26 protein-coding genes are annotated in these 25868 nt (G+C 61.7%); 12 read left to right on the forward strand and 14 right to left on the reverse strand.

Annotated features, from left to right (window positions below):
• Positions 1-25 precede the first annotated feature (25 nt).
• Positions 26-1012 (forward strand): glutathione S-transferase family protein, encoded by a 987-nt coding sequence (locus tag ACVTFQ_RS11785; protein ID WP_111562893.1) that lies wholly within the window; start codon positions 26-28, stop codon positions 1010-1012.
• A 14-nt stretch (positions 1013-1026) separates the two neighbouring features.
• Here ACVTFQ_RS11785 and ACVTFQ_RS11790 read toward each other — a convergent pair whose 3' ends face one another.
• Positions 1027-1464, reverse strand: coding sequence for an NUDIX domain-containing protein (locus tag ACVTFQ_RS11790; RefSeq protein WP_051110766.1), 438 nt, complete (start codon positions 1462-1464; stop codon positions 1027-1029).
• Between the two features lie 122 nt (positions 1465-1586).
• Between ACVTFQ_RS11790 and ACVTFQ_RS11795 the strand changes: the two genes are divergently transcribed.
• From ACVTFQ_RS11795 to ACVTFQ_RS11810, 4 genes are all read left to right on the forward strand, one after another.
• Positions 1587-2495 (forward strand): metallophosphoesterase family protein, encoded by a 909-nt coding sequence (locus tag ACVTFQ_RS11795; RefSeq protein WP_018897345.1) that lies wholly within the window; start codon positions 1587-1589, stop codon positions 2493-2495.
• Between the two features lie 147 nt (positions 2496-2642).
• On the forward strand, positions 2643-3203 hold the full coding sequence (locus tag ACVTFQ_RS11800) for a tetratricopeptide repeat protein (RefSeq protein ID WP_111562894.1): 561 nt from the start codon (positions 2643-2645) through the stop codon (positions 3201-3203).
• Positions 3204-3376: 173 nt separating this feature from the next.
• Complete coding sequence (locus ACVTFQ_RS11805) at positions 3377-3883, forward strand: RNA polymerase sigma factor (protein WP_018897343.1); 507 nt, start codon at positions 3377-3379, stop codon at positions 3881-3883.
• Position 3884: 1 nt separating this feature from the next.
• Positions 3885-4727: an anti-sigma factor family protein gene (locus tag ACVTFQ_RS11810; protein ID WP_111562895.1), complete on the forward strand. Its 843-nt coding sequence runs from the start codon at positions 3885-3887 to the stop codon at positions 4725-4727.
• 75 nt (positions 4728-4802) lie between these two features.
• On the opposite strand, the gene leuA is transcribed toward ACVTFQ_RS11810, so the two are convergent.
• The 3 genes from leuA to ACVTFQ_RS11825 form a co-directional block, all read right to left on the reverse strand.
• Positions 4803-6512, reverse strand: coding sequence for a 2-isopropylmalate synthase (gene leuA / locus ACVTFQ_RS11815; RefSeq protein WP_018897341.1), 1710 nt, complete (start codon positions 6510-6512; stop codon positions 4803-4805).
• A 323-nt stretch (positions 6513-6835) separates the two neighbouring features.
• Entirely contained in the window at positions 6836-8020 is a 1185-nt protein-coding gene (locus tag ACVTFQ_RS11820; RefSeq protein WP_111562896.1) for a benzoate/H(+) symporter BenE family transporter, read from the reverse strand.
• A 309-nt stretch (positions 8021-8329) separates the two neighbouring features.
• The gene (locus ACVTFQ_RS11825) at positions 8330-8914 is read right to left on the reverse strand and encodes an ATP-dependent Clp protease proteolytic subunit (protein WP_018897336.1); all 585 of its coding nucleotides are present in this window, start codon (positions 8912-8914) and stop codon (positions 8330-8332) included.
• 228 nt (positions 8915-9142) lie between these two features.
• Between ACVTFQ_RS11825 and ACVTFQ_RS11830 the strand changes: the two genes are divergently transcribed.
• Entirely contained in the window at positions 9143-9958 is an 816-nt protein-coding gene (locus ACVTFQ_RS11830) for a DUF2076 domain-containing protein (protein WP_470423894.1), read from the forward strand.
• 67 nt (positions 9959-10025) lie between these two features.
• Here the strand turns inward: ACVTFQ_RS11830 and ACVTFQ_RS11835 are convergent, their stop codons facing one another.
• Positions 10026-10967: a sialate O-acetylesterase gene (locus ACVTFQ_RS11835; RefSeq protein ID WP_112436078.1), complete on the reverse strand. Its 942-nt coding sequence runs from the start codon at positions 10965-10967 to the stop codon at positions 10026-10028.
• A gap of 316 nt (positions 10968-11283) precedes the next feature.
• Here ACVTFQ_RS11835 and ACVTFQ_RS11840 point away from each other — a divergent pair, with 316 nt between their 5' ends.
• A complete protein-coding gene (locus tag ACVTFQ_RS11840) occupies positions 11284-12075 on the forward strand; it encodes a glycosyltransferase family 25 protein (RefSeq protein ID WP_111562899.1) in 792 nt (263 codons plus the stop codon).
• Between the two features lie 16 nt (positions 12076-12091).
• Here the strand turns inward: ACVTFQ_RS11840 and queF are convergent, their stop codons facing one another.
• From queF to ACVTFQ_RS11855, 3 genes are all read right to left on the reverse strand, one after another.
• The gene (queF, locus tag ACVTFQ_RS11845) at positions 12092-12556 is read right to left on the reverse strand and encodes a preQ(1) synthase (RefSeq protein WP_037184229.1); all 465 of its coding nucleotides are present in this window, start codon (positions 12554-12556) and stop codon (positions 12092-12094) included.
• Complete coding sequence (gene emfA / locus ACVTFQ_RS11850; protein ID WP_047506180.1) at positions 12557-13471, reverse strand: CDF family cation efflux transporter EmfA; 915 nt, start codon at positions 13469-13471, stop codon at positions 12557-12559. It lies immediately after the preceding gene.
• A 194-nt stretch (positions 13472-13665) separates the two neighbouring features.
• Complete coding sequence (locus ACVTFQ_RS11855) at positions 13666-14163, reverse strand: cysteine hydrolase family protein (RefSeq protein WP_111562900.1); 498 nt, start codon at positions 14161-14163, stop codon at positions 13666-13668.
• A gap of 96 nt (positions 14164-14259) precedes the next feature.
• On the opposite strand from ACVTFQ_RS11855, the gene ACVTFQ_RS11860 reads away from it, so the two are divergent.
• Positions 14260-15228: a helix-turn-helix domain-containing protein gene (locus tag ACVTFQ_RS11860; RefSeq protein ID WP_111562901.1), complete on the forward strand. Its 969-nt coding sequence runs from the start codon at positions 14260-14262 to the stop codon at positions 15226-15228.
• A gap of 23 nt (positions 15229-15251) precedes the next feature.
• Here the strand turns inward: ACVTFQ_RS11860 and ACVTFQ_RS11865 are convergent, their stop codons facing one another.
• The gene (locus ACVTFQ_RS11865) at positions 15252-15476 is read right to left on the reverse strand and encodes a hypothetical protein (protein ID WP_047506184.1); all 225 of its coding nucleotides are present in this window, start codon (positions 15474-15476) and stop codon (positions 15252-15254) included.
• 244 nt (positions 15477-15720) lie between these two features.
• On the opposite strand from ACVTFQ_RS11865, the gene ACVTFQ_RS11870 reads away from it, so the two are divergent.
• Entirely contained in the window at positions 15721-16074 is a 354-nt protein-coding gene (locus ACVTFQ_RS11870; RefSeq protein ID WP_111562902.1) for a hypothetical protein, read from the forward strand.
• 256 nt (positions 16075-16330) lie between these two features.
• On the forward strand, positions 16331-16822 hold the full coding sequence (locus ACVTFQ_RS11875) for a hypothetical protein (protein ID WP_162718093.1): 492 nt from the start codon (positions 16331-16333) through the stop codon (positions 16820-16822).
• A 101-nt stretch (positions 16823-16923) separates the two neighbouring features.
• On the opposite strand, the gene ACVTFQ_RS11880 is transcribed toward ACVTFQ_RS11875, so the two are convergent.
• A complete protein-coding gene (locus ACVTFQ_RS11880) occupies positions 16924-17610 on the reverse strand; it encodes a DUF2161 domain-containing phosphodiesterase (protein WP_111562903.1) in 687 nt (228 codons plus the stop codon).
• An 8-nt stretch (positions 17611-17618) separates the two neighbouring features.
• On the reverse strand, positions 17619-17855 hold the full coding sequence (locus tag ACVTFQ_RS11885) for a hypothetical protein (RefSeq protein ID WP_018897325.1): 237 nt from the start codon (positions 17853-17855) through the stop codon (positions 17619-17621).
• A 466-nt stretch (positions 17856-18321) separates the two neighbouring features.
• Here ACVTFQ_RS11885 and ACVTFQ_RS11890 point away from each other — a divergent pair, with 466 nt between their 5' ends.
• Positions 18322-19002: a GNAT family N-acetyltransferase gene (locus tag ACVTFQ_RS11890; RefSeq protein ID WP_111562905.1), complete on the forward strand. Its 681-nt coding sequence runs from the start codon at positions 18322-18324 to the stop codon at positions 19000-19002.
• A gap of 36 nt (positions 19003-19038) precedes the next feature.
• On the opposite strand, the gene ACVTFQ_RS11895 is transcribed toward ACVTFQ_RS11890, so the two are convergent.
• Positions 19039-19869 carry an SDR family oxidoreductase gene (locus ACVTFQ_RS11895; protein ID WP_111562906.1) on the reverse strand — a complete coding sequence of 277 codons (831 nt, stop codon included), beginning with the start codon at positions 19867-19869 and terminating at the stop codon, positions 19039-19041.
• 96 nt (positions 19870-19965) lie between these two features.
• Between ACVTFQ_RS11895 and ACVTFQ_RS11900 the strand changes: the two genes are divergently transcribed.
• Positions 19966-20874: a LysR family transcriptional regulator gene (locus ACVTFQ_RS11900; RefSeq protein WP_111562907.1), complete on the forward strand. Its 909-nt coding sequence runs from the start codon at positions 19966-19968 to the stop codon at positions 20872-20874.
• A 76-nt stretch (positions 20875-20950) separates the two neighbouring features.
• Here ACVTFQ_RS11900 and ACVTFQ_RS11905 read toward each other — a convergent pair whose 3' ends face one another.
• Together ACVTFQ_RS11905 and ACVTFQ_RS11910 are read right to left on the reverse strand one after the other, a co-directional pair.
• The gene (locus ACVTFQ_RS11905) at positions 20951-23140 is read right to left on the reverse strand and encodes an anthranilate synthase (protein ID WP_111562908.1); all 2190 of its coding nucleotides are present in this window, start codon (positions 23138-23140) and stop codon (positions 20951-20953) included.
• A gap of 249 nt (positions 23141-23389) precedes the next feature.
• Complete coding sequence (locus ACVTFQ_RS11910) at positions 23390-25651, reverse strand: TonB-dependent hemoglobin/transferrin/lactoferrin family receptor (RefSeq protein WP_112436079.1); 2262 nt, start codon at positions 25649-25651, stop codon at positions 23390-23392.
• Between the last annotated feature and the right edge of the window lie 217 nt (positions 25652-25868).

Below are 25868 nucleotides of genomic sequence, written 5' to 3' on the forward strand. Positions count from 1 at the left end.
ACCAAAGATCGAAGGAGTAGACACCATGGGTATGCTGGTCGACGGCGTCTGGCAGGACGTCTGGTACGATACGAAGGAGACCAAGGGTCACTTCAAGCGCGCCGCCTCGCAGTTCCGCAACTGGATCACGCCGGATGGCAGCGCCGGTCCGTCGGGCAAGGAAGGCTTCAAGGCCGAGGCCGGGCGCTATCATCTCTACGTATCCCTTGCCTGTCCCTGGGCGCACCGCACGCTGATCTTCCGCAAGCTGAAGCGGCTGGAAGACCTGATTTCGGTCTCCGTCGTCGATCCGCTGATGCTGGAAAAGGGCTGGGAATTCAAGGTCGGCGACGGCGCCACCGGCGATCCGCTGTTTAACGCCAAGGCGCTCTCCGACATCTATGTGAAGGCCGATCCGCACTATTCCGGCCGCGTCACCGTGCCCGTCCTGTGGGACAAGAAGACCAACACCATCGTCAGCAACGAATCCGCCGAGATCATCCGCATGTTCAACAGCGCCTTCGACGCGCTGACCGGCTCGACCACCGATTTCTACCCGCAAGATCTACGCGGAGAGATCGACGATCTGAACGCGCTGATCTACGACACCGTCAACAACGGCGTCTACAAGGCTGGTTTCGCCACCGCCCAGGACGCCTATTCGGAAAGCGTGCTCAAGCTTTTCGAAACGCTCGACATGTTGGAAGACCGCCTCGGCAAGGGCCGCTATCTCCTGGGCGACCGGCTGACGGAGGCCGATTGGCGGCTCTTTACAACGCTGGTGCGGTTCGACCCTGTCTATGTCGGCCACTTCAAGTGCAACGTCCGCCGCATCGCCGACTATCCGAACCTCTCGGCCTATCTGCGCGATCTCTACCAGACATCAGGGATCAAGGAGACGGTCGACTTCCGCCACATCAAGGACCACTACTACCGCAGCCACAAGACGATCAACCCGACCGGTATCGTCCCCGTCGGCCCAGAACTGGAACTTGACCGCCCGCACGGCCGCGGCGAGCGCGCCGCCGCTTAATTAGGCCGCCCGACCTACCAGACCTGGTCGGGCTGCCGCTCTCCGGCGATCTCGGCAAGACGACGGTGCGTCGACGCCGTCGTCCCCTCGGGTAGCGCGTCGAGCGCGAAGAAACCGCATTCGACGATCTCACGGTCCGGCAGCCTCGGCGCCGTCTGCTCGACCTTGGCACGGTAGAACACGACATGGTCGCGCCGCGTGGCCGAGGTGTTGAGATAAACCTGAACGAGCTCCGGCCGTCCGACAATCACGAGATTGCCCTCCTCGCGCAGCTCCTTGACCAGCGCGTCCTCGGCCGTCTCGTTGCGCTCGATACCGCCGCCCGGCATATGCCAGCCGGGCACGTAGCTGTGCCGCACCAGAAACACATAGCCCCTGTCATCGAAGCAGGCGGCGCGCACGCCCATGGTCATGCCGCGCGCGAAGGCGAAGTAGATATGCACCACGCGCATCATCAGGCGCGATTGCCAGTGGCGGATTTCTTTCACGCGTCTTCCAATTCCATCAATCCGTTCAAGCAGATGTGCGAGGAGATGTGTTTGAAATACGGCTGCCGTGAGCTATGTGTGCAACCATGTTCAAGCTCGCGCACATTTCAGACGTCCATCTCGGGCCGCTGCCCCACATCTCTTTCCGTGAACTCTTTTCCAAGCGTATCACCGGCTTTGTGAACTGGCATCGCAATCGGCGCAAGCACCTTTTCGGCGGCACGCTGGATCTCTTGCTCGACGATATCCGCGAAAAGCAGCCGGATCACATGGCGATCACGGGCGACCTCGTCAATCTCGCAAGCGGACTTGAAATCCGCGCCGCCGCCGGCTGGCTGCGCGAGCTCGGCGATCCCAAGGACTACTCCGTCGTGCCCGGCAATCACGACGCCTATGTGCCCGGCGCCTACGAAAAGTCGATGCGCGCCTGGTACGATAACGTACGCGGCGATCTCGCGCCTGCCGAATGGCAGGAAAACAAGCACATCTTCCCCTATCTGCGCATTCGCGGAAAAGTCGCGATCGTCGGCTGCTCGACGGCGGTGGCAACGCCACCCTTCGCCGCCAGCGGCTTCTTCGGCGAACGACAGGCCCGCGAGACCGTGAACATGCTGCGCGCAGCCGGTGAAGCAGGCCTGTTTCGCGTCGTCATGATCCACCATCCGCCCATTCGTGGCGCCACATCCTTCCACAAGCGCATGATCGGCATCCGCCGTTTCGCCGCCGTCATCTCCACCGGCGGCGCCGAGCTCGTGCTGCATGGCCACACCCATCTGAACACCGTGCACTGGCTGCGCGGCCAGACCGGACCGGTTCCCGTCGTCGGCATCGCCTCGGGCTCGCAAGGCCCCGGCGGTTCGAAGCCGCCCGCCGCCTACAATCTCTTCAGCATCGACGGCTCCCCCGGGGCCTGGAGCCTCAAGGGCGAACGCTTCAGCCTCAGCCCCTCGGGCGACGACATCAACCCGGAAAGCGTCGATATCTTCAGGCTTTAGCGCCATTTCCGGAATCAGTTTCGCGGCAAGTTGAATCACTGCGCGAACTCAGGCGAAAAACGATAGATCGGCGCCGATCGCCTCTTGGTATTTCCCGATCTAGGCGTACACTCCTTATATTAGCGATCTTATATTCGGAGACGTCGCATGCCATCCACGACCCGTACGCTCCGAGGCCTGGCGCTCGCCGGCTGCCTCGCCCTCACCTTCTCTGCCACCGCCTTCGCCGCCGGCGAAGAGACCGACGAAACCAAGCCGCCGCCAAAGACCGAAACCACCACCAAGTGCGCCGACGGCAAGGTCTGGGACAAGAAGAAGAAGGAATGCGTCACGCCGAACAAGCAGACCTTCAACGACGACGATCTCTACAAGGCCGCACGCGAATTCGCCTATGCGGGCCAGTACGACAACGCCATCACCGTGCTCAACCTCGCCCGCAACCAGAACGACCCGCGCATCCTGAACTATCTGGGCTACGCCAACCGCAAGGCCGGCCGGATGGAGCTTGGCATGTCCTATTATCGCAAGGCGCTACAGGCCGACGGGAACTATATTCTCGCACGGTCATATATGGGACAAGCTTTGATGGAACAGGGTGATGAGCAGGGCGCGCGCGTGCAGCTGGTCGAGATCCGAGACCGCGGCGGCGAGAACACTTGGGCCTACCGCTCGCTCCTTCAGTCGCTCCACGGCTACAGGACCTATTGAGCCCGAGGGATCACCCGAAAAAAGCTTTGGGAACCCGTGAGATAAGTGGCCTTTTGCTTGCGAAGCAGCGGCGATTTGTTTCATAAAGGACACAGAGACGATATAATTCGCACATGCGCCAGGTCACGGCTCCGTAATGGCTCCCGATACCAGGCATTCACCTTGGGAAAACCATGCGTCAACCTGTGACGACCATCGATATCAGACGCGATCTAGTGGGTCTTCTGCCCCGGTTGCGGCGGTTCGCGATGACGCTCGCGGGTGATGCGGCTGGCGCCGACGAACTCGTCCAGGCCGGCTGTCAGCGGGCGATTGCCAAGAGCAATCAATGGCAGGGCGAAGGCCGGCTCGACAGCTGGGTCTACACGCTGATGCGCCAGCAATGGAGCGAGGACCACCGCAAGCGCAAGCCGCATGCGGTCAACAAGACCAACGTCACCGATATCCGCACAGCCACGCGCGACCGCGCCGCCATCATCGATTCCGACGCGATCCACCGGATGATCGCGGAGATGCCCGAGGGCATCGCCAGCGCCTTCCTGCTGGTATCGATCGAAGGCCATGGCTACCAGCAGGCCGGCGACATCATGGGCGTCGCCCCCACCCTCATCATGTCGCAGCTGGCGCAGGCGAAACTGCACTTTGCCAGCCTCGCCGACGACCATTCCCACAGGTTCTGATTTGCTCGACTTCAAGAAACTGCCGCTCGATGCCCAGCTGACCGCCCTTCTCGATGGCGAGACGACGCCTGAGCAGAAGCACGAGCTGGAACAGCGCCTGGCAACCGACGACGGCGCGCGGCGGATCTACGACAAGCTGCGCAACGGCGCCGATTTCGGCAAGCGCCGGCTCGACGACATACTGAAGGAGCCGGTTCCGCTGGCGCTGGTGCGCTCGATCAAGAGCGTGCAGCCGCCCAAGGCCCCCGTCGCGCCGCGCCAGTCGCGCCAGCCGTTCAAGTTCGCGCCCTCGGGCCCGCAGGCGCTGGTGGCCGCCATCGTGCTTCTCATCGCCGGCTGCGGCATCGGCTATATCGTCGGCGCCGGCCATACCGCGTCGCAGACTGCGCAGGCCGTCGATGCCGCGCAGACCAGCGAAGCGACGGAATGGCTGGGCGACATGCTCGCCAACCAGAGGCTACTCGCCCGCCAGCCGCGCCACATCTTCGAAGTCCCGGCCACGCAGCCGGAAGAGATCTCCACCTGGCTCACCACCTCCGTCGGCGTCGCCTTCCGCGTCCCCGATCTCGTCTCCGAGGGATGGACCTTCCAGGGCGCCCGCGTGACGCTCGCCGGCGGCCGCCCGGTCGGCCAGCTGGTCTACACCAGCTCCGACGGCGACCTCGCAACCATCGCCTTCCGCAAGGACAACCAGCCTGAAGACGCCGAGGATTTCAAGGAAACGATCCGCGACGAGATCGGCCTGGTCACCTGGCACAATGCTGGCACCTCCTACATGCTGATCGGCCCCTCCTCCGAGGCATCACTCAGCCAACTCGCCATGCAGATCGCCACCGCGATTTGAACCGCCAGATTTAAAGCGCGCATAAAAAAGCGGGCGCCGCATGCGACGCCCGCTTCATGATTCCGTGGTCTACGATCAGGCCTTGCCAGCCCTCACATCAAGCACCCGGTTCGCGGCCGAGACGATCGCTTCCAGCGATGCGCCGACGATGTTGGTGCTGATGCCGGCGCCGAAGAGCTTGCCGCCGGGATAGGACGTCTCGACATAGGAGATGGCGGATGCATTCGAGCCGTGCTGCAGCGAATGCTCGGAATAATCCTGCACCGCCATCTCGACCCCGAGATACTCCGAGAGCGCATTGATGAAGCCATCGATCGGGCCGTTGCCGCGCCCTTCGATCGTCTTCGTCACACCGTTATCGGTGATCTCGGCGGAAACGACGCGAACGCCCTTGTGCTCGGGATCGGCAAAGGTCTGGTGATCGACGAACTTGATGCGGCCCTTCGGCTGCGTCACGTAGCGCTCGATGAAGTGGTCGTAGATCCGCTTCGACGGCAGTTCCTTGCCCTCTTCGTCGGTGATCCGCTGGATCTCCTCGCGATACTCCACCTGCAGGTTGCGCGGCAGGTTGAGGCCGTAATCCTGCTGCAGGATATAGGCGATGCCGCCCTTGCCGGACTGCGAGTTGATGCGGATGATCGCCTCGTAAGAGCGGCCGACGTCCTGCGGATCGATCGGCAGATACGGCACTTCCCAGACCGGGTGATTGGCGACTTTGATCGCCTTCATGCCCTTGTTGATCGCATCCTGGTGCGAGCCGGAAAACGCCGTGTAGACCAGTTCGCCGACATAAGGATGGCGCTCGCCAATCGGCATCTGGTTGGAATATTCGAACACGTCCTTCATGCGCACGATATCAGAGCAGTCGATCTCGGGATCCACACCCTGCGTGAACATGTTCAGCGCCATCGTCACGACGTCGACATTGCCGGTGCGCTCGCCATTGCCGAACAGCGTGCCCTCGACACGATCGGCGCCGGCCAGCAAGGCCAGCTCAGCGGCAGCGATGCCGGTGCCGCGGTCGTTGTGCGGGTGCAGCGAGATGATCAGGTTCTCGCGGTTGTCGAGATTGCGGCACATCCACTCGATCTGGTCGGCATAGACGTTTGGCGTCGCCATTTCGACGGTCGACGGCAGGTTGATGATCAGCTTGTTATCAGGCGTCGGCTTCATCACCTCGATGACCGAGTTGCAGATCTCCAGCGCCACTTCCAGCTCGGTGCCGGTGAAGCTCTCCGGCGAATATTCGAAGCGATAACCGCCACCGGCCTTTGCCGCCATGTCGGAAATCATCTTCGCCGCGTCGACCGCGATCTGCTTGATGCCGTTGACGTCCTTGGCGAACACGACACGGCGCTGCAGCTCGCTGGTCGAGTTGTAGAAATGCACGATCGGCTTGTTGGCGCCCTCAAGCGCCTCGAATGTACGCGTGATCAGCTCGGGACGGCACTGCACCAGCACCTGCAGCGACACGTCGTCAGGCACATTGCCCTGCTCGACACACCAGCGCGCGAAGTCGAAATCGGTCTGCGAGGCCGACGGGAAGCCGATCTCGATTTCCTTGAAGCCCATGTCGAGCAGCAGCTGGAACATCCGCGCCTTGCGGTCATGGCCCATCGGGTCGACCAGCGCCTGGTTGCCGTCGCGCAGGTCCACGGAACACCAGATCGGCGCCTTGGTCAGCGTCTTGGTCGGCCATGTGCGATCGGGGATGTTGACCTGCGGATAAGGGCGATACTTCATCGCCGCGTCAGGCATGCCGTGGGAGCGGGTCTTCGTGTCCATGTCTTCTCTTCCTATTCCCGTCATCTGGCCGCGTCATAGCGCATGGCTTGCCTGTTGGCGATGACGAATCCGGCGCAAAGCGTCCGGTTTATCGATTTTTGGGATATGTGAAGAGGAGCTATGGCCGGCGGGCTTTGGGCCGCCGGGCGCTCCTCAACGGACCCGGCAACCGCGCGTAAGGCCGAGGAGAAGAAGCGAGGTCAGGGCGCGCGTATTGTCGCGCAGGGCGATACGCCCGCGTGCAATCTGCTCAGAAATCATGATGCCCGTGCTCTTCATGCCGGCCTGTATAGCCGCCGCGCGAAAAACTGGCAAGTGCCCGATTATTTTTTCCTCATCTGCACAAATCGCTGCAACGCCATCATCAGCCCGCCGGCCAGCAGCCCCCAGAAGGCGCCGGAGATGCCGCCGAAGGAGACGCCTGATGCCGTCACCAGGAATGTGATCGCAGCTGCCTCCCGCGTATCGGGCGCCTGGAAGGCGGCCATAGCGGAGCCGGAGAAGGCGCCGACCAGCGCAAGACCGGCCACGGCCTGGATCAGGATCGGCGGCGCCAGTGCGACGGATGCGGTCACCGCACCCGCAAGCGGCCCGAGGATGAGATAGCAGACCCCGCAGACGATCACCGCCCAGTAGCGGCGCTTCGGATCGGGATGCACGTCCGGCCCGGCGCACATGGCAGCCGTGATCGCCGCAAGATTGACGGCATGGCCGCCGAAGGGCGCAGACAAAAGCGAGAAGAAGCCGGTCGAGGCAAAGAGCGACCCAGGCTTGGTCTCATAGCCGTTGACCTTCATGACCGCGATCCCAGGAATATTCTGCGAGGCCATGGTGACGATGAAGAGCGGCAAAGCGATCGACACGAATGCCGGCACGTTGAACACCGGCATGACGAACTCGATTGTCGGCACCAGCGAGCGCTTGACCGTATCGAGCGCGCCCACGGGCACATCGACCCCGAAGACCACGACCAGCACGAAAGCCGCCAGCGCCGCCGGCACGGCCCAAAGCCGCTTGAAGGCACCGACGACGATCCAGGCAAGCACGATCGGCAGCCCGAGCAGCGGATTGAACCCGACAGCCTTGACCGGCGCGAAGCAGAGCCCGATCAGCACGCCCGAAAGCATCGCATTCGCGAGCGGCGCCGGTATCGCCGCCACCGCACGCCCGAGCGGCCTGAACAGCCCCGCGATCACGATCAGCAACGCACAGATGATAAAGGCGCCCACGGCCGCATTGAACCCGCCCTCGACCACACCGGTCGCAGCCAAAAGCGCGCCGCCCGGCGTCGACCAGGCCATGCTGATCGGCAACCTCGATGTGGCGCTGAGCACGATCGCGCACAGCCCGAGCGAGACCGACAAAGCCATCAACCCCGAAGCCGCCTGCGCCTCCGTGGCGCCAACGGCCTGCAACCCGTGCAGCACGACGGCAAACGAACTGGCGAAACCGACGAAAGCGGTGAGAACGCCCATGAACAGGGCCTGCACGGAGAAGTCTTTAAGCATGCGGGGGACTCGGAGCGAAGAATGGCGTCATGCAGCCGTATCGCAAACGGGGGCGCAAGACCAGATGGGCCGGTTGCCTCCCCCACCTCCCTCATTCTCGCCCTTGTGGCGGGAATCCAGCCGACGCGCGTCCGCGCGGCGAAAGAATCTTTTGCGGCACATAACTTGAAGCAGCTCTTTCACGGCACAGGCGCACCGTGGCTGGATCCAGGCACAAGGCCGTGATGAGGTGAGTTAGCTCCCCCACAAAAACAAAAAAACGCCCTCGCCCACCATCCGGCAGCCAAGGGCGCTCTCATCTCAATCCGATCAGATGTCGCTCTGCGACGTCACGATGCGCGAGACCAGGCCGTAGGCCTTGGCTTCTTCGGCAGACAGCCAGTAGTCGCGGTCGGTGTCGGCGGCGATCTTTTCGTAAGACTGGCCGGTAGCGTCAGCCATGATCTTGTTCAGGCGCTCGTTCATCTTGATGATCTCGCGTGCCTGGATCTCGATGTCGGACGCCATGCCGCGCGTGCCGCCCGAGGGTTGGTGCAGCAGGAAGCGGGTGTTGGGCAGGCAAAGGCGCTGCTCCTTGGGCGCGGCGACATAGATCAGCGCGCCGGCAGAGGCGACCCAGCCGGTTCCGATCATCCAGACCTTCGGCTTGATGAACTTGATCATGTCGTGGATCGAATCGCCGGACTCGACGTGGCCGCCGGGCGAATTGACGTAAATGCGGATGTCCTCGTCGCTGGCCGCGGCAAGCGCCACGAGCTGCGAGCAGACCTTCTGCGCCAGTTCCTGGTTGATCGGTCCATAGATGAAGATGGAACGCGACTTGAAAAGGTTCGCCTCCGTTTCCTTGCCGAGCGGCAGTTCCTTCGTCTTGTCGTCCTGGTCTTCGTCGTTCATTCGAACCTCTCTCACGTAAATTCGGGTTCCCCGCACATAGTGCGACTCAATGCGTAAAACAATGCGTGAAAAAGACAAGCCACGGAACGGGTGAAGATATGGTTAGGGGTCATCGGCTTACTGAAATGTAACTTGTGGAGGCTTTGAAAAGTCTCAATCCGTTCCTACGTCCTTCTCAAGCGACACACTTGAGACCACATGCGAGCCCAGAGCCAAAGGAGACAGCCGATGTCACCCGAAGAACGCCAACTCCTGACCGCCCTTTTCGAGCGTGTCCGCACCGCGGCCGCAACGCCGCGCGACCGCGACGCCGAACAGCTGGTCGAGCAAAGCACCCGCGAGCAGCCCTATGCTGCCTATTATCTGGCCCAAGCCGTGATCGTGCAGGAAAAGGGCCTCGAGGCCGCCGCCAGCCATATCAAGGAGCTGGAAGAACGCGTCCGCCAGCTGGAGGCAGATCAGAGCGACGCCCACAAGGCCGAGCAAGGCGGTGGCTTTCTCTCCTCCATCTTCGGCAGCAGCCAGCCGCCGCAGCAGCGGCAGCAGCCGGCACCTTCGGACGCGGCATCAAGCGGCCCCTGGGGCAGCGCCCCGCGCCAGCAGATCCGTGAAAACCAGGGCTTCGACACCGCCCCGCGCATGCAGCAGCAACCCTCAGGCCCCTGGAGCCAGCAGGCGTCCGCCCCATCCGCCGGCGGCAGCTTCCTGCAGGGCGCGCTCGGCACCGCAGCCGGTGTCGCCGGCGGCATGCTGCTCGCCAATTCGCTGAGCGGCATCTTCAGCGGCAACCACATGTCGTCGCTTGGCCTCGGCTCGGGCGCCACGCCAGCAAGCGCGCCGACGGAAGAGACCGTCATCAACAACTATTACAACAATGACGGCGGCAGCCAGCAGGCCGACAACACCCGCACAGTCGCTGACAACAACGTCGCCGATAACAACGATAACGACGACAGCGGCCTGCAGCAGGCCGATTACGATAACGACGACGACAATTTCGACGATCAGTCCGACTTCGGCAGCGACGACAGCTTCAACGTCTGAGGATCCCCTCACACGCATCAGGGGCCGCGTTGAGGCGGCCCCTGCCAAACATGTACCACGTAGATCCTTATTGCGACGAAGCCTGCAACTGCGGACCCGCAAGCAGAAGATCAAGCCATGCGGCCGAGACTTTCTCGGCGCCCGAACCGCCGATGTGGCAATCATCGTAACGATCGTCACCGGTGAGCAGCGCGTCCGAGTTCACGCCCTGAACGATGCCGTTGCCGCTCTTCGGCAAAGCAAGCTGCGCCCGCAGGATGGGATTGTCGTCCGTATGCTGTTTGAAACCGCCATTGGCGGGCTCAAGGCATCTGGTCGCCACCGAGATATAGACAGGCGCCGCGACCCCAAGCCCGCGCAGCGTCCCCACCATCGACAGAAAGCGCTGTTCGTAAACCTCCGTGCTGGTACCCTTGACGAAATCGGCCTCGCCCTGCACCCAAAGCACGTTGGTCACGCGATAGCCGGCAGCGTGAAGCTTCTTCGTGCTGTCGACAAGCACCGGATTGATATCGCCGCCTTCGACCCAGCGCGCCACCTCGGAGCCGGAATAGGCAACCGGCGCGATGATGACATTGTCATAGCGCCCGGATGCGATCAGCGAATTGCCGACCTCCGTCCAATATTCGCCCTTGGTATCCGTCGAGCCGAGAAGCGGCGATGCGGCGGTAAAGCAATGACCATCGAATTCATTGATCACGCGCTCGCCATACATCGACCGGTGCCGCTGGCCGCCGTCATTGGCGGCGTTCGACTGTCCGAGAACCAGGAGAACAGCGGTTCGATCGGTCTGGGCGGGGCATGCGACCGCCGTCTTCGTCTCGTCTCCAATCAGACGCTCCTTGTCATCGAACGTATAGCGGCTCGGAGGCGGCGGTTCGGGAGCGACGAACTGATGTTTCAGCGCTGAAAACTGGGGCCAGGGAAACATTTCGTGCCGCGCACTCATGCCACCGGAGATGAACACCGCAAGCAATGCGGCGCATCCGAAAACGAGATTTCGAAACATCCGATCGTCCAATTCTGGAAAGCATCAATGGCTGTCAGTAGGCCCCGCCGCTCGCAATTGCCTACCCGCTCAAATTGTCTTTCTCTACACTAGATATGAAACTCAGGACTGCAATTACCCTGATTGGATGAGCCATCATACGAATGAACGATGCCGATTGCTGCAACGCATGCTCGACCGTGGCGCTGTTGCAGCGCCGAGGCCGGATGCAAGCTTTCAGTGCATGCGACGCGCGACCGATTGATATGCCCTCGCCGCATCGATAAGGTCCGCCGCGATCATCGACCTCACGAAACGCAGAGCGGACGACAGAGCATTGAAAACCCTCATCATCAGCCGCAAGGCCGAGGAAACAAGGCGGCGCTTCCAGACGCGGCAGATGCAGGCGCTCGGCCTCGATTTCGAGTTTCTGGATGCCTTCGAGGCCCGCGACCTGACGCCGGAAGAGTGCCAGAAGGCCGCCGACAGCTGGCCGAGCCCGACGCTGCGCGAAGATGTCGCGTGCTTCACCTCGCACCGCATCGCCTGGCGCAGGATCATCGATAGCAATCAGCGGATGCTGATCCTGGAAGACGACGCCGTGCTGTCGCAGAGTTTCGCCGACGCCCTTGCAGGCATCGAAGCACGCCCCGATGGCGACGATATCGCCTACGATCTCGAATTCGCGCCACGCGATCATATCGTCGCGAAACATCCGCTCTGGACCGACGGGACTTATAGCGCCCGGCGCGTGTTCCAGAACCGCGTCGGCACGGCCGGCTATGTCATCGGCCCGGGTGCCGCCGCGCGCATGTTGAAGGACACCGAGACCTATGGCCTGCTCGACGCCTATATGTGGCACCGCGCCTGGCTGAAGGCCTACCAGATCGAGCCCGCCCCGGTCATCCAGATGCAGTTTCTCGACGGCAGCGCAGACAAGGCGGCCTTCATCCGCAAATCGATCGACCGCGCCTTCACGCCGAGCAAGCTGCGCAAGAACCTGCTCAGGCTGAAGCTGGAGGCGATTAAGGCCCGCAACCTCATTCGTGGCTGGCTTGGTGGCGAGAAGCGCCCACTGCGCATGGACCGGGCAAGTTTCCCGCCCGATCCCGCCAAATCAGCTGACTAAACTCAGCCGCGGCCGATCAACCACGACCGCGATAGGTCGCAACCCCCTGGTCGGGCAGCCATACGCCCTCGGGCGGCTTGCCGGTCTGCCAGAACACGTCGATCGGGATGCCGCCGCGCGGATACCAGTAGGCGCCGATCCTCAGCCATTTCGGATCGAGCAGCTCGACGATGCGCTTGGCAATATAGATCGAGCAATCCTCGTGGAAGGCGCCGTGGTTGCGGAAGGAGTGCAGGAAGAGCTTCAGCGCCTTGGATTCCACCAGCCATTCGTTCGGGATGTAATCGATGACGATATGGGCGAAATCCGGCTGCCCGGTCATCGGGCAGAGCGAGGTGAATTCGGGCGCGGTGAAGCGCACCACGTAATCGGTGCCGGCATTGCTGGCGGGCACTTTTTCCAGCACCGCCGTTTCGGGCGAGGTCGGCGCTTCGGTCTGTTTTCCCAGCATGGACAGGCTGGAGACGTCTGTATTGGGCATTCAAGCCTCCTTGATGACTTTGACGCGGATGCCGTGGGCCTTTTCGCCCTCCGGCTCGACGTGAATGGCGATGCTGGAGCCCGGATGCACGGCACGAATGGCATCCTCAAGGCGATCGCAGATATCGTGCGCCTGCCTTACAGACATTGCGGCGGGCACGACAAGATGGAAATCGATGAAAGTGACGGCGCCGGCGCGACGCGTCTTCAGATCATGCACCCCGAGCGAACCCGTCGCGTGCGTGGCGATGGCAGCCTTGATCGCCTCTTCTTCCTGCGGCTCGACCGCCTGGTCCATCAGCCCACCGATCGAATGCGAGATCACCTTCCAGCCCTGATAGAGGATGTTGATCGCGACCAGAATGGCGAGGATGGGGTCGAAGATCGCATAGCCGGTGGCGATCGCCAGCAGCAGGCCGATCAGCACGCCGACGGAGGTGACGACGTCAGACATGATATGCTGGCCATCCGCCGTCAGCGCCGCCGAGCGATACTTGCGCCCGGTCGTGATCAAAAGCCGCGCCCAGACGGCATTGATCACGCCGGCCGCGAAATTGATGGCAAGACCCAGCACCGGCGCTTCGAGCATACGGGGATCGGCAAGATGCCCCACCGCCTCGTTGACGATCAGAAGGGCTGCGACAACGATCAGCACGCCCTCGGTGACCGCCGAGAGATACTCCGCCTTGTGATGCCCGAAGGGATGATCATGATCCGCAGGCTTCTGCGCATAGCGGATGACGAAGAAGGCGATAAAGGCGGCCACGACGTTGACCGTCGATTCCAGCCCGTCGGACAAAAGCGCCACCGACCCCGTGACCCACCAGGCCACCATCTTCAGGCCCATGACCCCAAGCGACATCGGAATGCCCCAGAATGCCAGCTTCCGAACCGTAAGGTTTCCCTGTTCGCTCATCTCTGTCCCTCTGCCTCTTAGCTTTCCAAATACCGGTGCGGATGCGAACGAATTGCAGAAACAATGCCATTCAAACGCAAAACCGCCCGCGCGAAAATCGCGCAGGCGGCTGTTGCGGGGGGATATGGGCCAGAAATGGCGATTTGTCAAAGCGGAAGTGGCGACAGGAGGTCGACGGGCTGATTGGCCGCGCCTCAAACCTCGAAAGAATGGATCACCCGTGTCTTGGACCGCAAGGCACTCAAGGCGATCAGATGGACGACCTCCAGGGGAGCAGTGCAAAGATCGTCGATCACCTTGATCTGGAAGTCCTCCGCAGCGCGTGACAATGCCGTAAACACCACGCAGTTCTGTGTCATCATCCCGCAGATCAGCAATTCCGTCGTTCCCCTCAAATGATTTGCGAGATTCGTCTCCTGAAATGCATCTGCATACTGCTTCGTCACGACAGGAGCATCGCCAGCCGCAGTCAGAACAGCCGGGCGGATTGCAACACCATCACCGCCGGCGGCAAACAGGCCCGTAGAAGCTGTCGAAACGTGCCGAACGAGAACAATCCCGTCACCCCTTGCGCGTGCTTGCCGGATCGCTTCGACGACCCGCTTCTCTGTTTCTTCGGCCTCCCAGAGCGGCAGTGCGCCGCCGGGGAAATAGTCGTTCTGAACGTCGATCACGAGAAGGGTGCGGGTCATCCGGAGGCTCCATTTTGATGTTTCGCCCACAGTGATGACATCCGATTTCGTCGCCGTTGAGTGGCCTGATTGCCTTTTATCGTGTAAATCGGGCCAATGCGCATCGCTATCATCGCTTACGACCATATCAGCCCATTCATGCTATCCACGCCGCTGGCCGTGTTTGGCGAGGGGCTCCTTGCAGGTGGACATCAGGTGCAAGTGTGCTCGGATCAGTTCCGGCTGAACACGAGCGGCGGCATGATCATCGAGGCCGCCCATCGGCTGGATGCGGTCGATGACGCCGATATCGTCATTTTACCGGGTTGGCGGAGCGTGGACGAGCCCGTATCGCCCGATATCGTTGCCAAGCTGAAGGCGGCCGATGCTCGAGGATCCATCATCGTGGGCTTGTGCCTGGGGGCTTTCGGCCTTGCCGAGGCGGGATTGCTCGATCGGCGGCGCGCAACGACCCATTGGGCGCATGCGGAGACCTTCGCGGCCCGCTATCCGCGTGTAACGGTCGATGCGGCCGCGCTGTTCGTGGACGAAGGCCGCGTCCTGACGTCCGCCGGTGTCGCTTCGGGGCTGGATTGCTGCCTGCATCTGCTTGGCCGGATTTGCGGCATTGGTGAAGCAAACCGGATAGCGCGCCATCTCGTCGTCGCCCCTCAGCGCGCGGGCGGACAACCGCAACTGATCGAGCGACCAGCGATCGGATCGACTGCCGATCGGCGAGTGACCGAACTTCTCGAAGTCCTGCGCGCCGATCCCATCGCGCCGCCTTCGCTGGATGAACTGGCCAAGCGCTCGAACATGAGCCGCCGGAGCCTGACACGCCATATCCGGGCCCGTACCGGAGGCAGTCTCGGCGAATGGATAAGGCGCGTTCGCGTGGCACGAGCGAAGGAGCTATTGGTGGCCGGCGTACGCGGGCTGGACGACGTCGCCTTGCGCAGCGGTTTCCCTGATGCCCATGCACTACGCACGGCATTCCGCACCGAAGTCGGCGTGACGCCGGTGCAATGGCTGGCGCACCAGAGGGTCCCCGGTGCCGCGCTGTCTCTGATGTCGGGAAAATCCTAGCTAGTTTTGCGCCAAAGTCGCCGTCAGAGACCCAGGTCCAACCCAAGCATGCTGCTCATGACGAAGGCGACGACCCCGATGCCCAAAAGCGCCAGCACGAAGGCTCCCGCGATCTTGCCGCCCGCGAGCAGTACCGAGCCTCTCTCGATCTTGTCCACCTGATCGTAATGCCACTTGATGGCGAAGTACATTCCCGTGCCCAACGCGAGAACCTTGAAAATCACGAAGACTATGGGAAACCAGTCCATGGCAAATATCCTTACCTGCGGCACTGCGCGCTTTATGCTCCCGTTTTAGGCAAACGCGTACTGCTTATTGTGCAACGCAGATATGTAATCGCGCACTGAGGTTCGCGTCGGGGATCAATGAGCCGCCGCAGGAATGCCACCAGCGCATTTGACGGTAAGCGGCTTTGTGCGGATAGGAACCATTGCGGGATTGAACGGAATACATTCTATCTTCGGAAAAACAGTCTGAGCAAAGAGACCCAAGTTGAGAGAGATACTCGTCAATGTCGCCGGGCCGTTCGTCGTTCTGTTGGTCGTATTTACGGTCACAAGCCCGTTTGCTTTGGTCTTCCACACTCTCATCGCACTGATCAAGCGCAGGATCGGTAGCCTCGCCGCCATTGTCGTGTACGGTGTAGAAGTGCTTGGAGCATTTCTTTGGCTCAGGTGGATTCTTGACCCAATTTCCGCGGGCTTTGAAGCAGGCCTCTATGACGGACCTGGCGGCTTCGGTGCAGGTATGTTCAGCGGATTCATCATGATCTTTGCTGGGATGCTCGTGATACTCAACGGTGTTGGGCTATGCCGATTGCTGCGCGAAGCCCGGCAGCGCCGATGAGAAGGAACCCTCTGTCCGCTTAGGGGCGAAAGCCTCTTTGGCGGGATCACGCCAGAAGCGGACGTTCCTTCAGTCGAAGCAGATTAACCTACACCCAAATCAGACCCTTGCGTCTAGCAATGGCTGCAAGTATCGGCTTGATGTTGCGCTGATTGACGGAATTTCTGGGTGAACGCCACCTATCGAGGACGTTAAGGCCTCCATTGACCTTAGCCGACCACAGCCTTGGCATGAACACCCAATTGGACCGATTGCGATGGTAACAAGACTTCCGCTGAAGAACCTGGTGATCGCGCATCTCGTCGGAACCTATGTGTTGTTGGTCGTTCTATTCGCGCTCCTCGACGGGTTCTGTACCCCTATGCCGTTGATAGTCGCGCTGATGATGACGCCTCCGGTCTATTTAGTTGCACTTCCATTTGCGTTGCCATTCGCTCTACTTTCAATCCTGCTAATCGCCCTAGCCCGACAAAGTTCCACGTGGCTATTCGCTTGTGCAGGTTTGGTTTCCGGTCTTTGCACGATTGCACTGATGCTGCATCTGGCACCCGGCCTCAACGAAGACCGTCAGAACCTGATTATCGCTGCAGGGATCGGTGGAGCCGTCGCGGGATACACATTTGCGCTGATGGGCCGCTCAACGAGGGTGAGGCAACAAGGGTTGCTGCCGCGGATATCGAAGAATACCAGGAGGCTTATCTCGACAGCCTTCCGGCCGCCAGAGAGTTCATCGAGAGAGGGGCCGTGATCTTCAAAGCGACGCCACGATGGATTCGATACTCCGATTTCAACCAGGAGCCACCCGAGCAGATCGAGATTCAATTCTGAAAAAAGCGGGAACCGCCGCCACTACTCCCCGCCCTCACCCGCATCGCCACCAAACACCAACCTCTGCGGCCACCGCAACAACGCCGCCTCGCCGGCCTCATTGAGCGCATAGACGCCCTTCCCCTGCCGGTCGAACCAGCCATAGACGTTGTCGAGCAGGATGCGTCCCGCCTGCGGCGCCCATGTCTTCATGTCGCGCGGCCGCGCCAGCCCCTGTTGCAACGCCGAGGCGCAGATCAGCGCCTGCTGCCGGTAGGCGGTCATGATCGGCGAGCGCGTGGCGCCGCCGAGCGCAGGGTCGCCCTGTCGCTTCCGGTGCTCTTTCACAAGCCGCGTCCGCCGCTTCGGGTTCGTCCTCGGCATCGGCGACACGGAACTGACGATGATGCTGACCTCGCCGGTATCGGATATCCCGAGCATGCCGATCCCCATCCTCCGGCAGAGATCGCGATAGCGCCTGTCCGCCTCCCGCCCCCGGCCCTTGGCCGAGACCCTTGCCGCGATCCAGACTTCATCGGCCATCGCCGCCCGGTCGACCGCCTGCAGGATAAGCTCGAGATTGAACGACATCTTCAATTCGCAGACGACCACGACCGGCGGCTCGCTTTCGCTCAAGCCGACGACATCGCAGGTCGCGACCTCCCCCTTCACGACATATCCCGCCGCCTCCAGAAAGGCCTTCACCGGCAGATAGAGCGAGGTCTCCATGATAACGCTTACGGATTGAGATCGGCGATCTCGCCGAACTGCGCCAAGAGCCGTGGCGACAGCATGTCGCCGGTCTCCTCGTCAACGGTGATCGCATAGGCCGCGACACCCGCGAAGCGCTCCGACATGGCGGACGCGATCTTCTCCGCGCTGATCGGATTCGACGCCTGCCGCATCTCGCCCGGCACCAGCTTGCCGCGATTGCTGCGGTAGGGGATCACGATAAACTTTTCACCAGTGGACACGCGCAGGATTCCCGATTGATCGTTCCTGAAACGTTCTGATTTGAGGGCGGATGTCAATGGTATGGGTGGATGAAAGCATGGGTCGAGGCTGCGTTACCCCCCTCTGTCCTGCCGGACATCTCGCCCACAAGGGGGGAGATCGACTCGCGGCGAGGTTTACGCCAACCAACGAAATTTGGAGCGAGCGGGCGCACCCAGCCAATCTCCCCACCTGTGGGGGGCGCGAAGCGCGGGCAGAGACGCGTGGCTCTGCCCCGGTAGCCCGGCAGGGCAGAGGGGGGCATCACACCCACAGCCCTGGCAAACCGAGCGGCGCGCCTTCCCAGCAGACCCCAAAGACCGGAAATTGAAGCGATCGACATTATGGCATTGACCGGCAAACGGCTCTAAATTGAGCGAAAGAATGATTGCGTCGGACCGGCCCGCGTCCCGGATACGCCCGCAACGCGATCAGGGAGGACCACCAGTGACCCACAGCCTCGACCGTCCCGCCTGGAACGCGCTTCTGACCGTGCATGCCGATCTCGCCGAAGGCGGTCCGCTCGCGATGCGTTACCCCACCTCGATCGTCCCCTTCGCCGCCCCGCGCGACGACACGCCGGAGAGCCTGGCAGCGCTGGCGGCCCTTTCCGCGCCCGGCGAGATCATGGCGCTGGTCGAAGCCGGCCCGATCACAGTCCCTGATGGCTACGACGTGCTGATCGAAAGCACGCTCGTGCAGATGATCGGCGACCGACCGTACGAACGCATCGACGACATGAGTATCGAGCCGCTGACAGCTGACGATGCCGAGGAGATGCTGGCGCTGGCGCTGCTGACGAAGCCCGGCCCCTTCACGCTCGGCGCCCAGCGCCTCGGCACCTTCTGGGGCGTCAAGATCGACGGTCGCCTGGCGGCGATGGCCGGCCAGCGCATGCGCCATCCCGGCCTTTCCGAATTGAGCGGCCTTTGCACCCACCCCGATTTCCAGAAACGCGGCCTCGGCACCCTCCTCTTCCGCTTCGTCGCCGGCGAGATCGCGGCGCGCGGTGAAGAGGTGTTTCTGCACGCCTATGCCAGCAACACCTCGGCGATTGCGCTCTACGAGCAACTAGGTTTCAAGCTGCGCAGCCGGATGAATGTGAAGATCGTGCAGCGGCGGGGCTGAGGAGCGCGAGACCGGTCACGCCTCTCCCATGACCTCTTAGCCGTCGCGATCCGCCGAGAAGGCAACATCACGCTGCGCCTCGATCGCCGCAAGCCGTTCCGCGAGCGCCGTGGAGATCGAGCGGTAGGCAATGCTTCCGAGCGCCAAACGGAGCGCCGGCCGCTCCATGTCGGCGGCGGCGATCATCGCAGCCACGGTGCGTGCCGCATCGCCCTTGATGTCGAAGCTGCCGCTTGCGACGGCGCGGCGGACATCGCCCGCCGGTGTCGCCTCATAGACATCCATCGGCTTGCCGTGCACCAGACCTGCTCCAAAGTTCGTCACGGTCGGGCCCGGTTCCGCGATGATGAAGTCGATGCCGAAGGGAGCGACCTCCTTGGCGACCGCCTCGACGAAGCCTTCGATGCCCCACTTCGTTGCATGATAGAGGCTGAAGTTGGGGTAGGTAATCTGCCCGCCCTCCGACGAGACCTGCATGATCCGTCCCCCGCCCTGCTGGCGCAGATGTGGCAAGGCCGCGCGGATGAGCTGTATCGACCCCGTCAGGTTGGTGGCGATCTGCTGGTCGATCTGCGCATCGCCGAGTTCTTCGGCCGCACCGAATAGACCATATCCAGCATTGCTGACGACGACATCGATGCGCCCCATGCGCTGGAATGCATCAGCAACAGCGGAGCGGATGCCGGCTGTATCCAGGATGTCGAGCGTCAGCACGACAAGCCGCTCGCCATACTGCGCCTGCAGCGCGTCCAATTGATCGGCGCGCCGCACGGTCGCCACGACGCTGTCACCACGTGACAGCAACTGCTCGGTCATTTCTCGGCCAAGGCCGGACGATGTGCCGGTAATGAACCAGGTCTTGCTCATGGCTATCTCCTTTTTTCAAGCAGACCCCATATCGTCCTTTTCTTTTGGTGATATAAGTCACCCAATTACGCATGAGATCGTGTGATATTTTCACCAATGACCAGACCGACACTGAGTGAACTCGAAGCCTTCCGCGCCGTCGCCAGTCACCGCAGCTTCCGCAAGGCGGCCGATGCGCTGGGCGTGTCGCGCTCGTCGCTGAGCCACACGCTGATCAACCTCGAGAAAAACATGGGGGTTCGGCTTCTCAACCGGACAACGCGCAGCGTCGCCACCACAGATGCCGGCCGGCGGCTGCTGGAAAGGCTGGATCCGGTTCTGCGCGATCTCGAAGAGGCGATCGACGGCATAGCCGACGAACGCGGCGAGCCGGCGGGTATCCTGCGGATCAACACCAACCGGGGCGCCGGCCAATGGCTTCTGGGCAACGTGGTGCCGACATTCCTCGCGCGCTATCCCGCTGTCGAACTCGACCTCGTTTCGGAGGGGCGCCTTGTCGATATCGTCGAGCAGGGTTTTGATGCCGGTGTCCGCCTGGCCGAATCCGTGCCCCAGGACATGATCGCCGTGCCCTTCGGCGGCAGCATTCGCTTCATCGCCGTCGCCTCCCCAAGCTATGTGCAGGCGCATGGCCAACCGTCGGTGCCAGACGACCTAACGAAACATACATGCATCCGCCAGCGTCTGCCGGGTGGCAGACGCTATCGCTGGGAGTTCAGCCGTAACGGCGAGGATCTGTCGATCGATGTTCCGGGCCACCTCACCCTTGATGACAACGCCCTGATGGTCAAAAGCGCGGCCGGCGGTCTCGGCATAGCCTATGTGCCTGACCTCTTTGCCCATGAGGAACTGGAGCGCGGCGCGCTGATGACGCTTCTCGACGACTGGTGCCCGGCCATACCGGGCAACGTGCTTTATTACCCCGGCTATCGCCACGTTCCATCCCCGCTGCGCGCCTTCATCGATGTCCTGAAAGAGGTGGAGCGGCAGCGCAGCCGAGCATGATTTTGCCATCGGGCGACGGGTTGATATCTGTTTTCAACCCGTCCGCCATGTCGGAAAACCTTGAGAGTTTGAGCCCTCAAGCCGCCTTCGTCTTCGCCTTCCGCGACAGATGCGCCACCACGTTCTCGATCATCCGCATGCCGGCGTCGCCGCCGAGCGTCATGATCGATTCCGGATGGAACTGCACGGCCGCGATCGGTTCCTTGGCGTGCTCGATGCCCATGATCGTGCCATCCTCGCTCTCCGCGGTGATGATGAAATCGCGCGGCAGGGTGGAGGGGTCGGCGAAGATCGAGTGGTAGCGGCCGACGGTGACTTCCTTGCCGAGGCCTGAAAATACCAGGCCCGGCTCCAGCACGCGGATGCGCGACGGCTTGCCGTGCATCGGCAGCGCCAGATGACGCAGCTCGCCGCCATAGGCCTCGGCGATCGCCTGAAGCCCGAGGCAGACGCCGAAGATTGGCAGGTTGCGGGCCCGCGCCTTCTTGATCGTCGCCTTGCAGTCGAAATCCTTCGGATTGCCGGGACCGGGCGAGAGCACGACGAGATCGGGATCGAGCCGGTCGAAAATCTCTTCCGGCACCGGCGAGCGCACGGTCGAAACCTCGGCGCCCGTCTGGCGGAAATAGTTGGCCAGCGTATGCACGAAGCTGTCTTCGTGGTCGACGAGCAGGATCTTGACGCCCTTGCCCACAGTGGCGACGTCGCGGCTGGCCTTGGCCGTATTGCCGGCCTTGGCATCGCGGATGGCGGAGAGCATGGCGGACGCCTTCAGTTCGGTTTCGGCTTCTTCTTCCTCTGGGATGGAATCGTTGAGCAAGGTCGCCCCTGCCCGGACTTCGGCGATCCCGTCCTTGATCCGCACGGTGCGCAGCGTCAGCCCCGTGTTCATGTCGCCATTGAACCCGACCATGCCGATCGCCCCACCATACCAGGCGCGCGGGCTCTTCTCATGGCTTTCGATGAAGCGCATGGCCCACAGCTTCGGCGCGCCGGTGACGGTGACCGCCCAGGCATGGCTGAGGAAGCCGTCGAACGCATCCATGTCGTCGCGCAGGCGACCTTCGATATGGTCGACCGTGTGGATGAGGCGCGAATACATCTCGATCTGCCGGCGGCCGATGACCTTGACCGAACCCGGCTCGCAGACGCGGCTCTTGTCGTTGCGATCGACATCCGAGCACATGGTGAGCTCGGACTCATCCTTCTTGGAGTTCAGGAGCTTCAGGATCTGCTCGCTATCGGCGATCGGATCGTCACCGCGCTTGATCGTGCCTGAGATCGGGCAGGTCTCGATGCGGCGGCCGGAGACGCGCACGAACATTTCCGGCGATGCGCCGACCAGGTATTCCTGGTTGCCGAGATTGATGAAGAAGGAATAGGGCGACGGATTGATCGCCTTCAGGCGCTTGGAAATATCCGAAGGCTTGCTGTCGCAACGCTCCATGAACTTCTGCCCGGGCACAACCTCGAACAGGTCGCCCTTGCGGAAGCTTTCCTTCGCCTTCACCACCAGCTCGGAATATTCGCCGGGGCGATGGTCGCTCTTCGGCGGGATCGTGTCGGTGCGCTGGAACGGCTCGGCCGGAATATCGCCGGCCTTGCCCTCGGTGGTCAGCCCGCCCTTTTCGAAATCGTAGCGGTCGATCCAGGCCTTGGCCGAATAATTGTCGACGACGAGGATTTCATCAGGGAGGTAGAGCACCATGTCGCGCTGGTCGGAGGGGCGCGTGAGCTTCAGGTTGATGGCGTCGAACTGGAAGGCGAGATCGTAGCCGAAGGCGCCATAGAGCCCGAGGCTGGCATCGGCCTGCGAATAGAAGAGATCGGTAACGGCGCGCAGCACGGTGAAAACCGTCGGGATCTTCGAGCGCTCTTCTTCCGTGAACGCCCGGTCCGGCGCCTTGACGGTGAGATCCAGCCGCCGCTTGGTCGACGCGCCGAGTTCCAGCTCTGAGATCGTCTTCAGCCGCTCGGTGACGAAGCCGAGGATGACCTCGCCGCGCTCGTTATAGGCATCGATCCAGACCTTGCGGCCATTGCAGGAGATGCCGAGCGGCGGATCGACCACGGCGGTATCCCAGCGCGTGTAGCGGCCCGGATATTCGTAGTTCGACGAGAATACCGCGCCGCGCCGCTCGTCGAGCTTGTCGATATAGGAGGAGACCGCGTCGGCATAAGGGATCGCCCGGCGCTGCCGCGTGACCGTGATGCCACCCTTGGTCTCGTAAATCTCCGCTCCGTCATCCCTGATGATCGTTACCATTGCTTCACTCCGTTATCGGCCCGGATGACAGGCGGCCTTAAAAACAAAAAAAGCCGCCTGGTGTTTTCCGGGCGGCTCATCGTCGTCTTTGGACACGATTGGTCGAGGCCGCCTTAGCGAGCCCACCACCAGATTGCGATGTTCAAGGACATGTTCATGGGCGGAATTGTTAGCGTGAGATCAGGTCGAGCGCAAGAGGCGAATACGGCCACGAAAAAGGGCGACCCGGAGGCCGCCCTTTCGATTGGTTTAGAAGCGTTGGGTCAGCGAAACCTTGAAGTAGCGGCCCGGCTCTGAATAGTAGTCGCGGTTGGCAACCGTCACACCCGACTGGGTCGCATTGCTCAGTGCGTCGAAATACTTCTTGTCAAACAGGTTGTAGACGCCTGCATTGATCTGCATGCCGTTCAGCTTCTCCGGCGTCCACCATGCCGTCAGGTCCACAATTCCGTAGCCCGGCGCCTTGAAGGTCGCAGCCGACTTGTCGGAAACGCCTGCAACACCTGTCCACAGGGCGTCCACACCCCAGGTCTCCTGCTCGTAGCCAACGCCCAGAACAGCCTTCATGGGTGCCACGGAGCTAAGATACCTGTCCGTTACCAGGTTGATACCGCGTGTGTAGGCAAGCCCGGCACGCAGATTGATACCACTATCGAACTGCTTGTGGACGTTGAATTCGATACCCGAAATCTGGGCGCGCGCGACGTTTTGATACCCGCTGACATTGTTGCCATAGTCAGCCGGATCGTAGCCCGCAGCAAGAGCCTCCGCCGTGGTGAATGCACGCGTATCGATGAAGTTGCGATAGCGGTTGTAGAAGCCGCTGACCGATCCGCCGAAATCGTCGTCTCCGAAACGCGCCCCAAGCTCGAAGCCATTGCTGGTTTCAGGCTGAAGGTCGGGATTGCCGATCGACAGATACGTGCCGACGCCACCATAGGTCATGTAAAGCTCGTTGGCCGTAGGCGAACGGAAGCCCATGGCCCACTGTCCGAACAGCGTGACACCCGGTGCTACTTCGTATTCGGCGAGAAGCTTTGGCGAGATCGCGCTGTCACTGGATCCCCTTGGAAGCGAAGGCGACAACGGGCCGTTGGAGTAGGCGGCAGAATCCTGCGGGCTATGATCGTACCAGTCGAAACGCAGGCCAGGCGTCAGCGAGAAGCCCGTATCTCCGAAGCTCATCCGGTCCTGCGCATAGATGCCGAACTTCTTGCTGTCGACGTCAGGCATGTCCGACTGGTTGGTATGCAGAAAGGCGCAAGTGGCCGGCTGTGGCGTCAGCGTGTAGCACGCGTCCATGCCGGAGGAATACTGATCAGCCTTCGAGATGAAAATGTTCGTTCCAACGGTGAAGACGTGATCGACAACACCCGTCTTGAAACCGCTGTCGATATAGCCGTTGAAGCCGACGCCTGTTTCGGTCATTTCGTTGCGGCGGATGAACGGACCAGCCAACGCACCGAACCGCTGGGAGTCCTGGGTAATCGCGCGCACCTGCTTCTGCCAGTAAAGCGATGCTTGCGCGGCGTCGATCAGGCCGTCGGTGCTTGGAGCCTCGTATTCATAGTCGAGTGAGAAGCGGGTCCGCTCGTTCTCTTCGCCAGAGGTATGCTTGCCGCTTGGGCGATAGTTGCCTGTGGCCGTCCTGTCTCGCAGCAGGTCGGTGTCCTTGTCGTAGTGGAACCGCTCCGCGGTGAACCCGAACGAATGTCCGGAATCGGTGTCCTGGCGCAGCTTGAACAAGAGGTTGTTCTGACCGTAGTCCGCCGGGTTTGCTTCGGTGCGCGTCGTACCGTAGCCGCCGACCGTCCCCTGGTTTCGGTCCTCATGGCCCTTCTTGTAGCTGCCGAGGAACATGATCGAGGTGTTCTCGATACGCTTTGCAACAGCCGCACCACCGTACCAGCTCTTGTCGGAGGTATCGAAGCCGGTGCCGACCTTGCCGCCCCAGTCCTTGCCTTCGCCGATCAGGTCTGCGGGTTCGAGCGTACGCAGCAGCAGCGCGCCGCCAAGCGCGCCATCACCGATACGGCTGCTGTCCGCACCCTTCACGACATTGACGCTTGTAAGAGAGAAGAAGTCGAAGCTATCGGTACCGCCGCTCGTGCCGCGTGCACCATCCCTCAGATAGCTGAGTGGGATACCGTCGACCAGCGTTGCTACTCGGTTGCCTTCAAGTCCTCGAATGTTGATAGAGCTCGTCGTCCGATTGAAATTCACGGCCGGGTCGACCGTACGGCCAAGGTTCTCGATGCTCTGGATTTGGTTGCGCTCGATCTGCGCCTCGTTTGTCTCGGTCGCGAGCGGCGTGTTTTCGGCATCGCCAGCGTTCACAACTCGCTTGCCCTTCACAACAATCTTCTGCAGCGCCGTGCCGTTTTCGTCCGTCTCAGCAGTAGCAGCCGGCGTCGTCGTTTGCGCGCTCTGCGCCAGCGCCTGCGAGACCTGACCAGCGCAGACAAACGCCGCGCTCACCAAAAGCGCCGAGCGCCAATGTCGGATAACCATAATCAACCCCTCAATGAAAAAAGTACCGGGCTGGCTGGTCGTCACGCATTCGCGCTTGGAGGGGCTGGCTAGGTGTTGAGGCGAATAATTCCGCCTTCTTCTTGCCGCATAAAAAACATGAGTATAGTTGTCAATATATGTAGCCGAGATATCATGATCTAAATGGTCATGTTTTAACGATGCCGATCAACGTTGCGAAATTGCAACGAAATCCGCC

Source organism: Rhizobium sp. O111 (assembly GCF_055616315.1).

Coding starts and splice junctions, on each gene's coding strand:
- ACVTFQ_RS11785 (WP_111562893.1), top strand. CDS start 26: ATGGGTATGCTGGTCGACGGCGTCTGGCAGGACGTCTGGTACGATACG.
- emfA (WP_047506180.1), bottom strand. CDS start 13,471: ATGAGCGAACAGGGAAACCTTACGGTTCGGAAGCTGGCATTCTGGGGC.
- ACVTFQ_RS11790 (WP_051110766.1), bottom strand. CDS start 1,464: ATGCGCGTGGTGCATATCTACTTCGCCTTCGCGCGCGGCATGACCATG.
- ACVTFQ_RS11820 (WP_111562896.1), bottom strand. CDS start 8,020: ATGCTTAAAGACTTCTCCGTGCAGGCCCTGTTCATGGGCGTTCTCACC.
- ACVTFQ_RS11900 (WP_111562907.1), top strand. CDS start 19,966: ATGACCAGACCGACACTGAGTGAACTCGAAGCCTTCCGCGCCGTCGCC.
- ACVTFQ_RS11910 (WP_112436079.1), bottom strand. CDS start 25,651: ATGGTTATCCGACATTGGCGCTCGGCGCTTTTGGTGAGCGCGGCGTTT.
- ACVTFQ_RS11905 (WP_111562908.1), bottom strand. CDS start 23,140: ATGGTAACGATCATCAGGGATGACGGAGCGGAGATTTACGAGACCAAG.
- ACVTFQ_RS11835 (WP_112436078.1), bottom strand. CDS start 10,967: ATGTTTCGAAATCTCGTTTTCGGATGCGCCGCATTGCTTGCGGTGTTC.
- ACVTFQ_RS11855 (WP_111562900.1), bottom strand. CDS start 14,163: ATGACCCGCACCCTTCTCGTGATCGACGTTCAGAACGACTATTTCCCC.
- ACVTFQ_RS11830 (WP_470423894.1), top strand. CDS start 9,143: ATGTCACCCGAAGAACGCCAACTCCTGACCGCCCTTTTCGAGCGTGTC.
- ACVTFQ_RS11805 (WP_018897343.1), top strand. CDS start 3,377: ATGCGTCAACCTGTGACGACCATCGATATCAGACGCGATCTAGTGGGT.
- queF (WP_037184229.1), bottom strand. CDS start 12,556: ATGCCCAATACAGACGTCTCCAGCCTGTCCATGCTGGGAAAACAGACC.
- ACVTFQ_RS11865 (WP_047506184.1), bottom strand. CDS start 15,476: ATGGACTGGTTTCCCATAGTCTTCGTGATTTTCAAGGTTCTCGCGTTG.
- ACVTFQ_RS11875 (WP_162718093.1), top strand. CDS start 16,331: ATGGTAACAAGACTTCCGCTGAAGAACCTGGTGATCGCGCATCTCGTC.
- ACVTFQ_RS11860 (WP_111562901.1), top strand. CDS start 14,260: ATGCGCATCGCTATCATCGCTTACGACCATATCAGCCCATTCATGCTA.
- ACVTFQ_RS11795 (WP_018897345.1), top strand. CDS start 1,587: ATGTTCAAGCTCGCGCACATTTCAGACGTCCATCTCGGGCCGCTGCCC.
- ACVTFQ_RS11800 (WP_111562894.1), top strand. CDS start 2,643: ATGCCATCCACGACCCGTACGCTCCGAGGCCTGGCGCTCGCCGGCTGC.
- leuA (WP_018897341.1), bottom strand. CDS start 6,512: ATGGACACGAAGACCCGCTCCCACGGCATGCCTGACGCGGCGATGAAG.
- ACVTFQ_RS11880 (WP_111562903.1), bottom strand. CDS start 17,610: ATGGAGACCTCGCTCTATCTGCCGGTGAAGGCCTTTCTGGAGGCGGCG.
- ACVTFQ_RS11895 (WP_111562906.1), bottom strand. CDS start 19,869: ATGAGCAAGACCTGGTTCATTACCGGCACATCGTCCGGCCTTGGCCGA.
- ACVTFQ_RS11825 (WP_018897336.1), bottom strand. CDS start 8,914: ATGAACGACGAAGACCAGGACGACAAGACGAAGGAACTGCCGCTCGGC.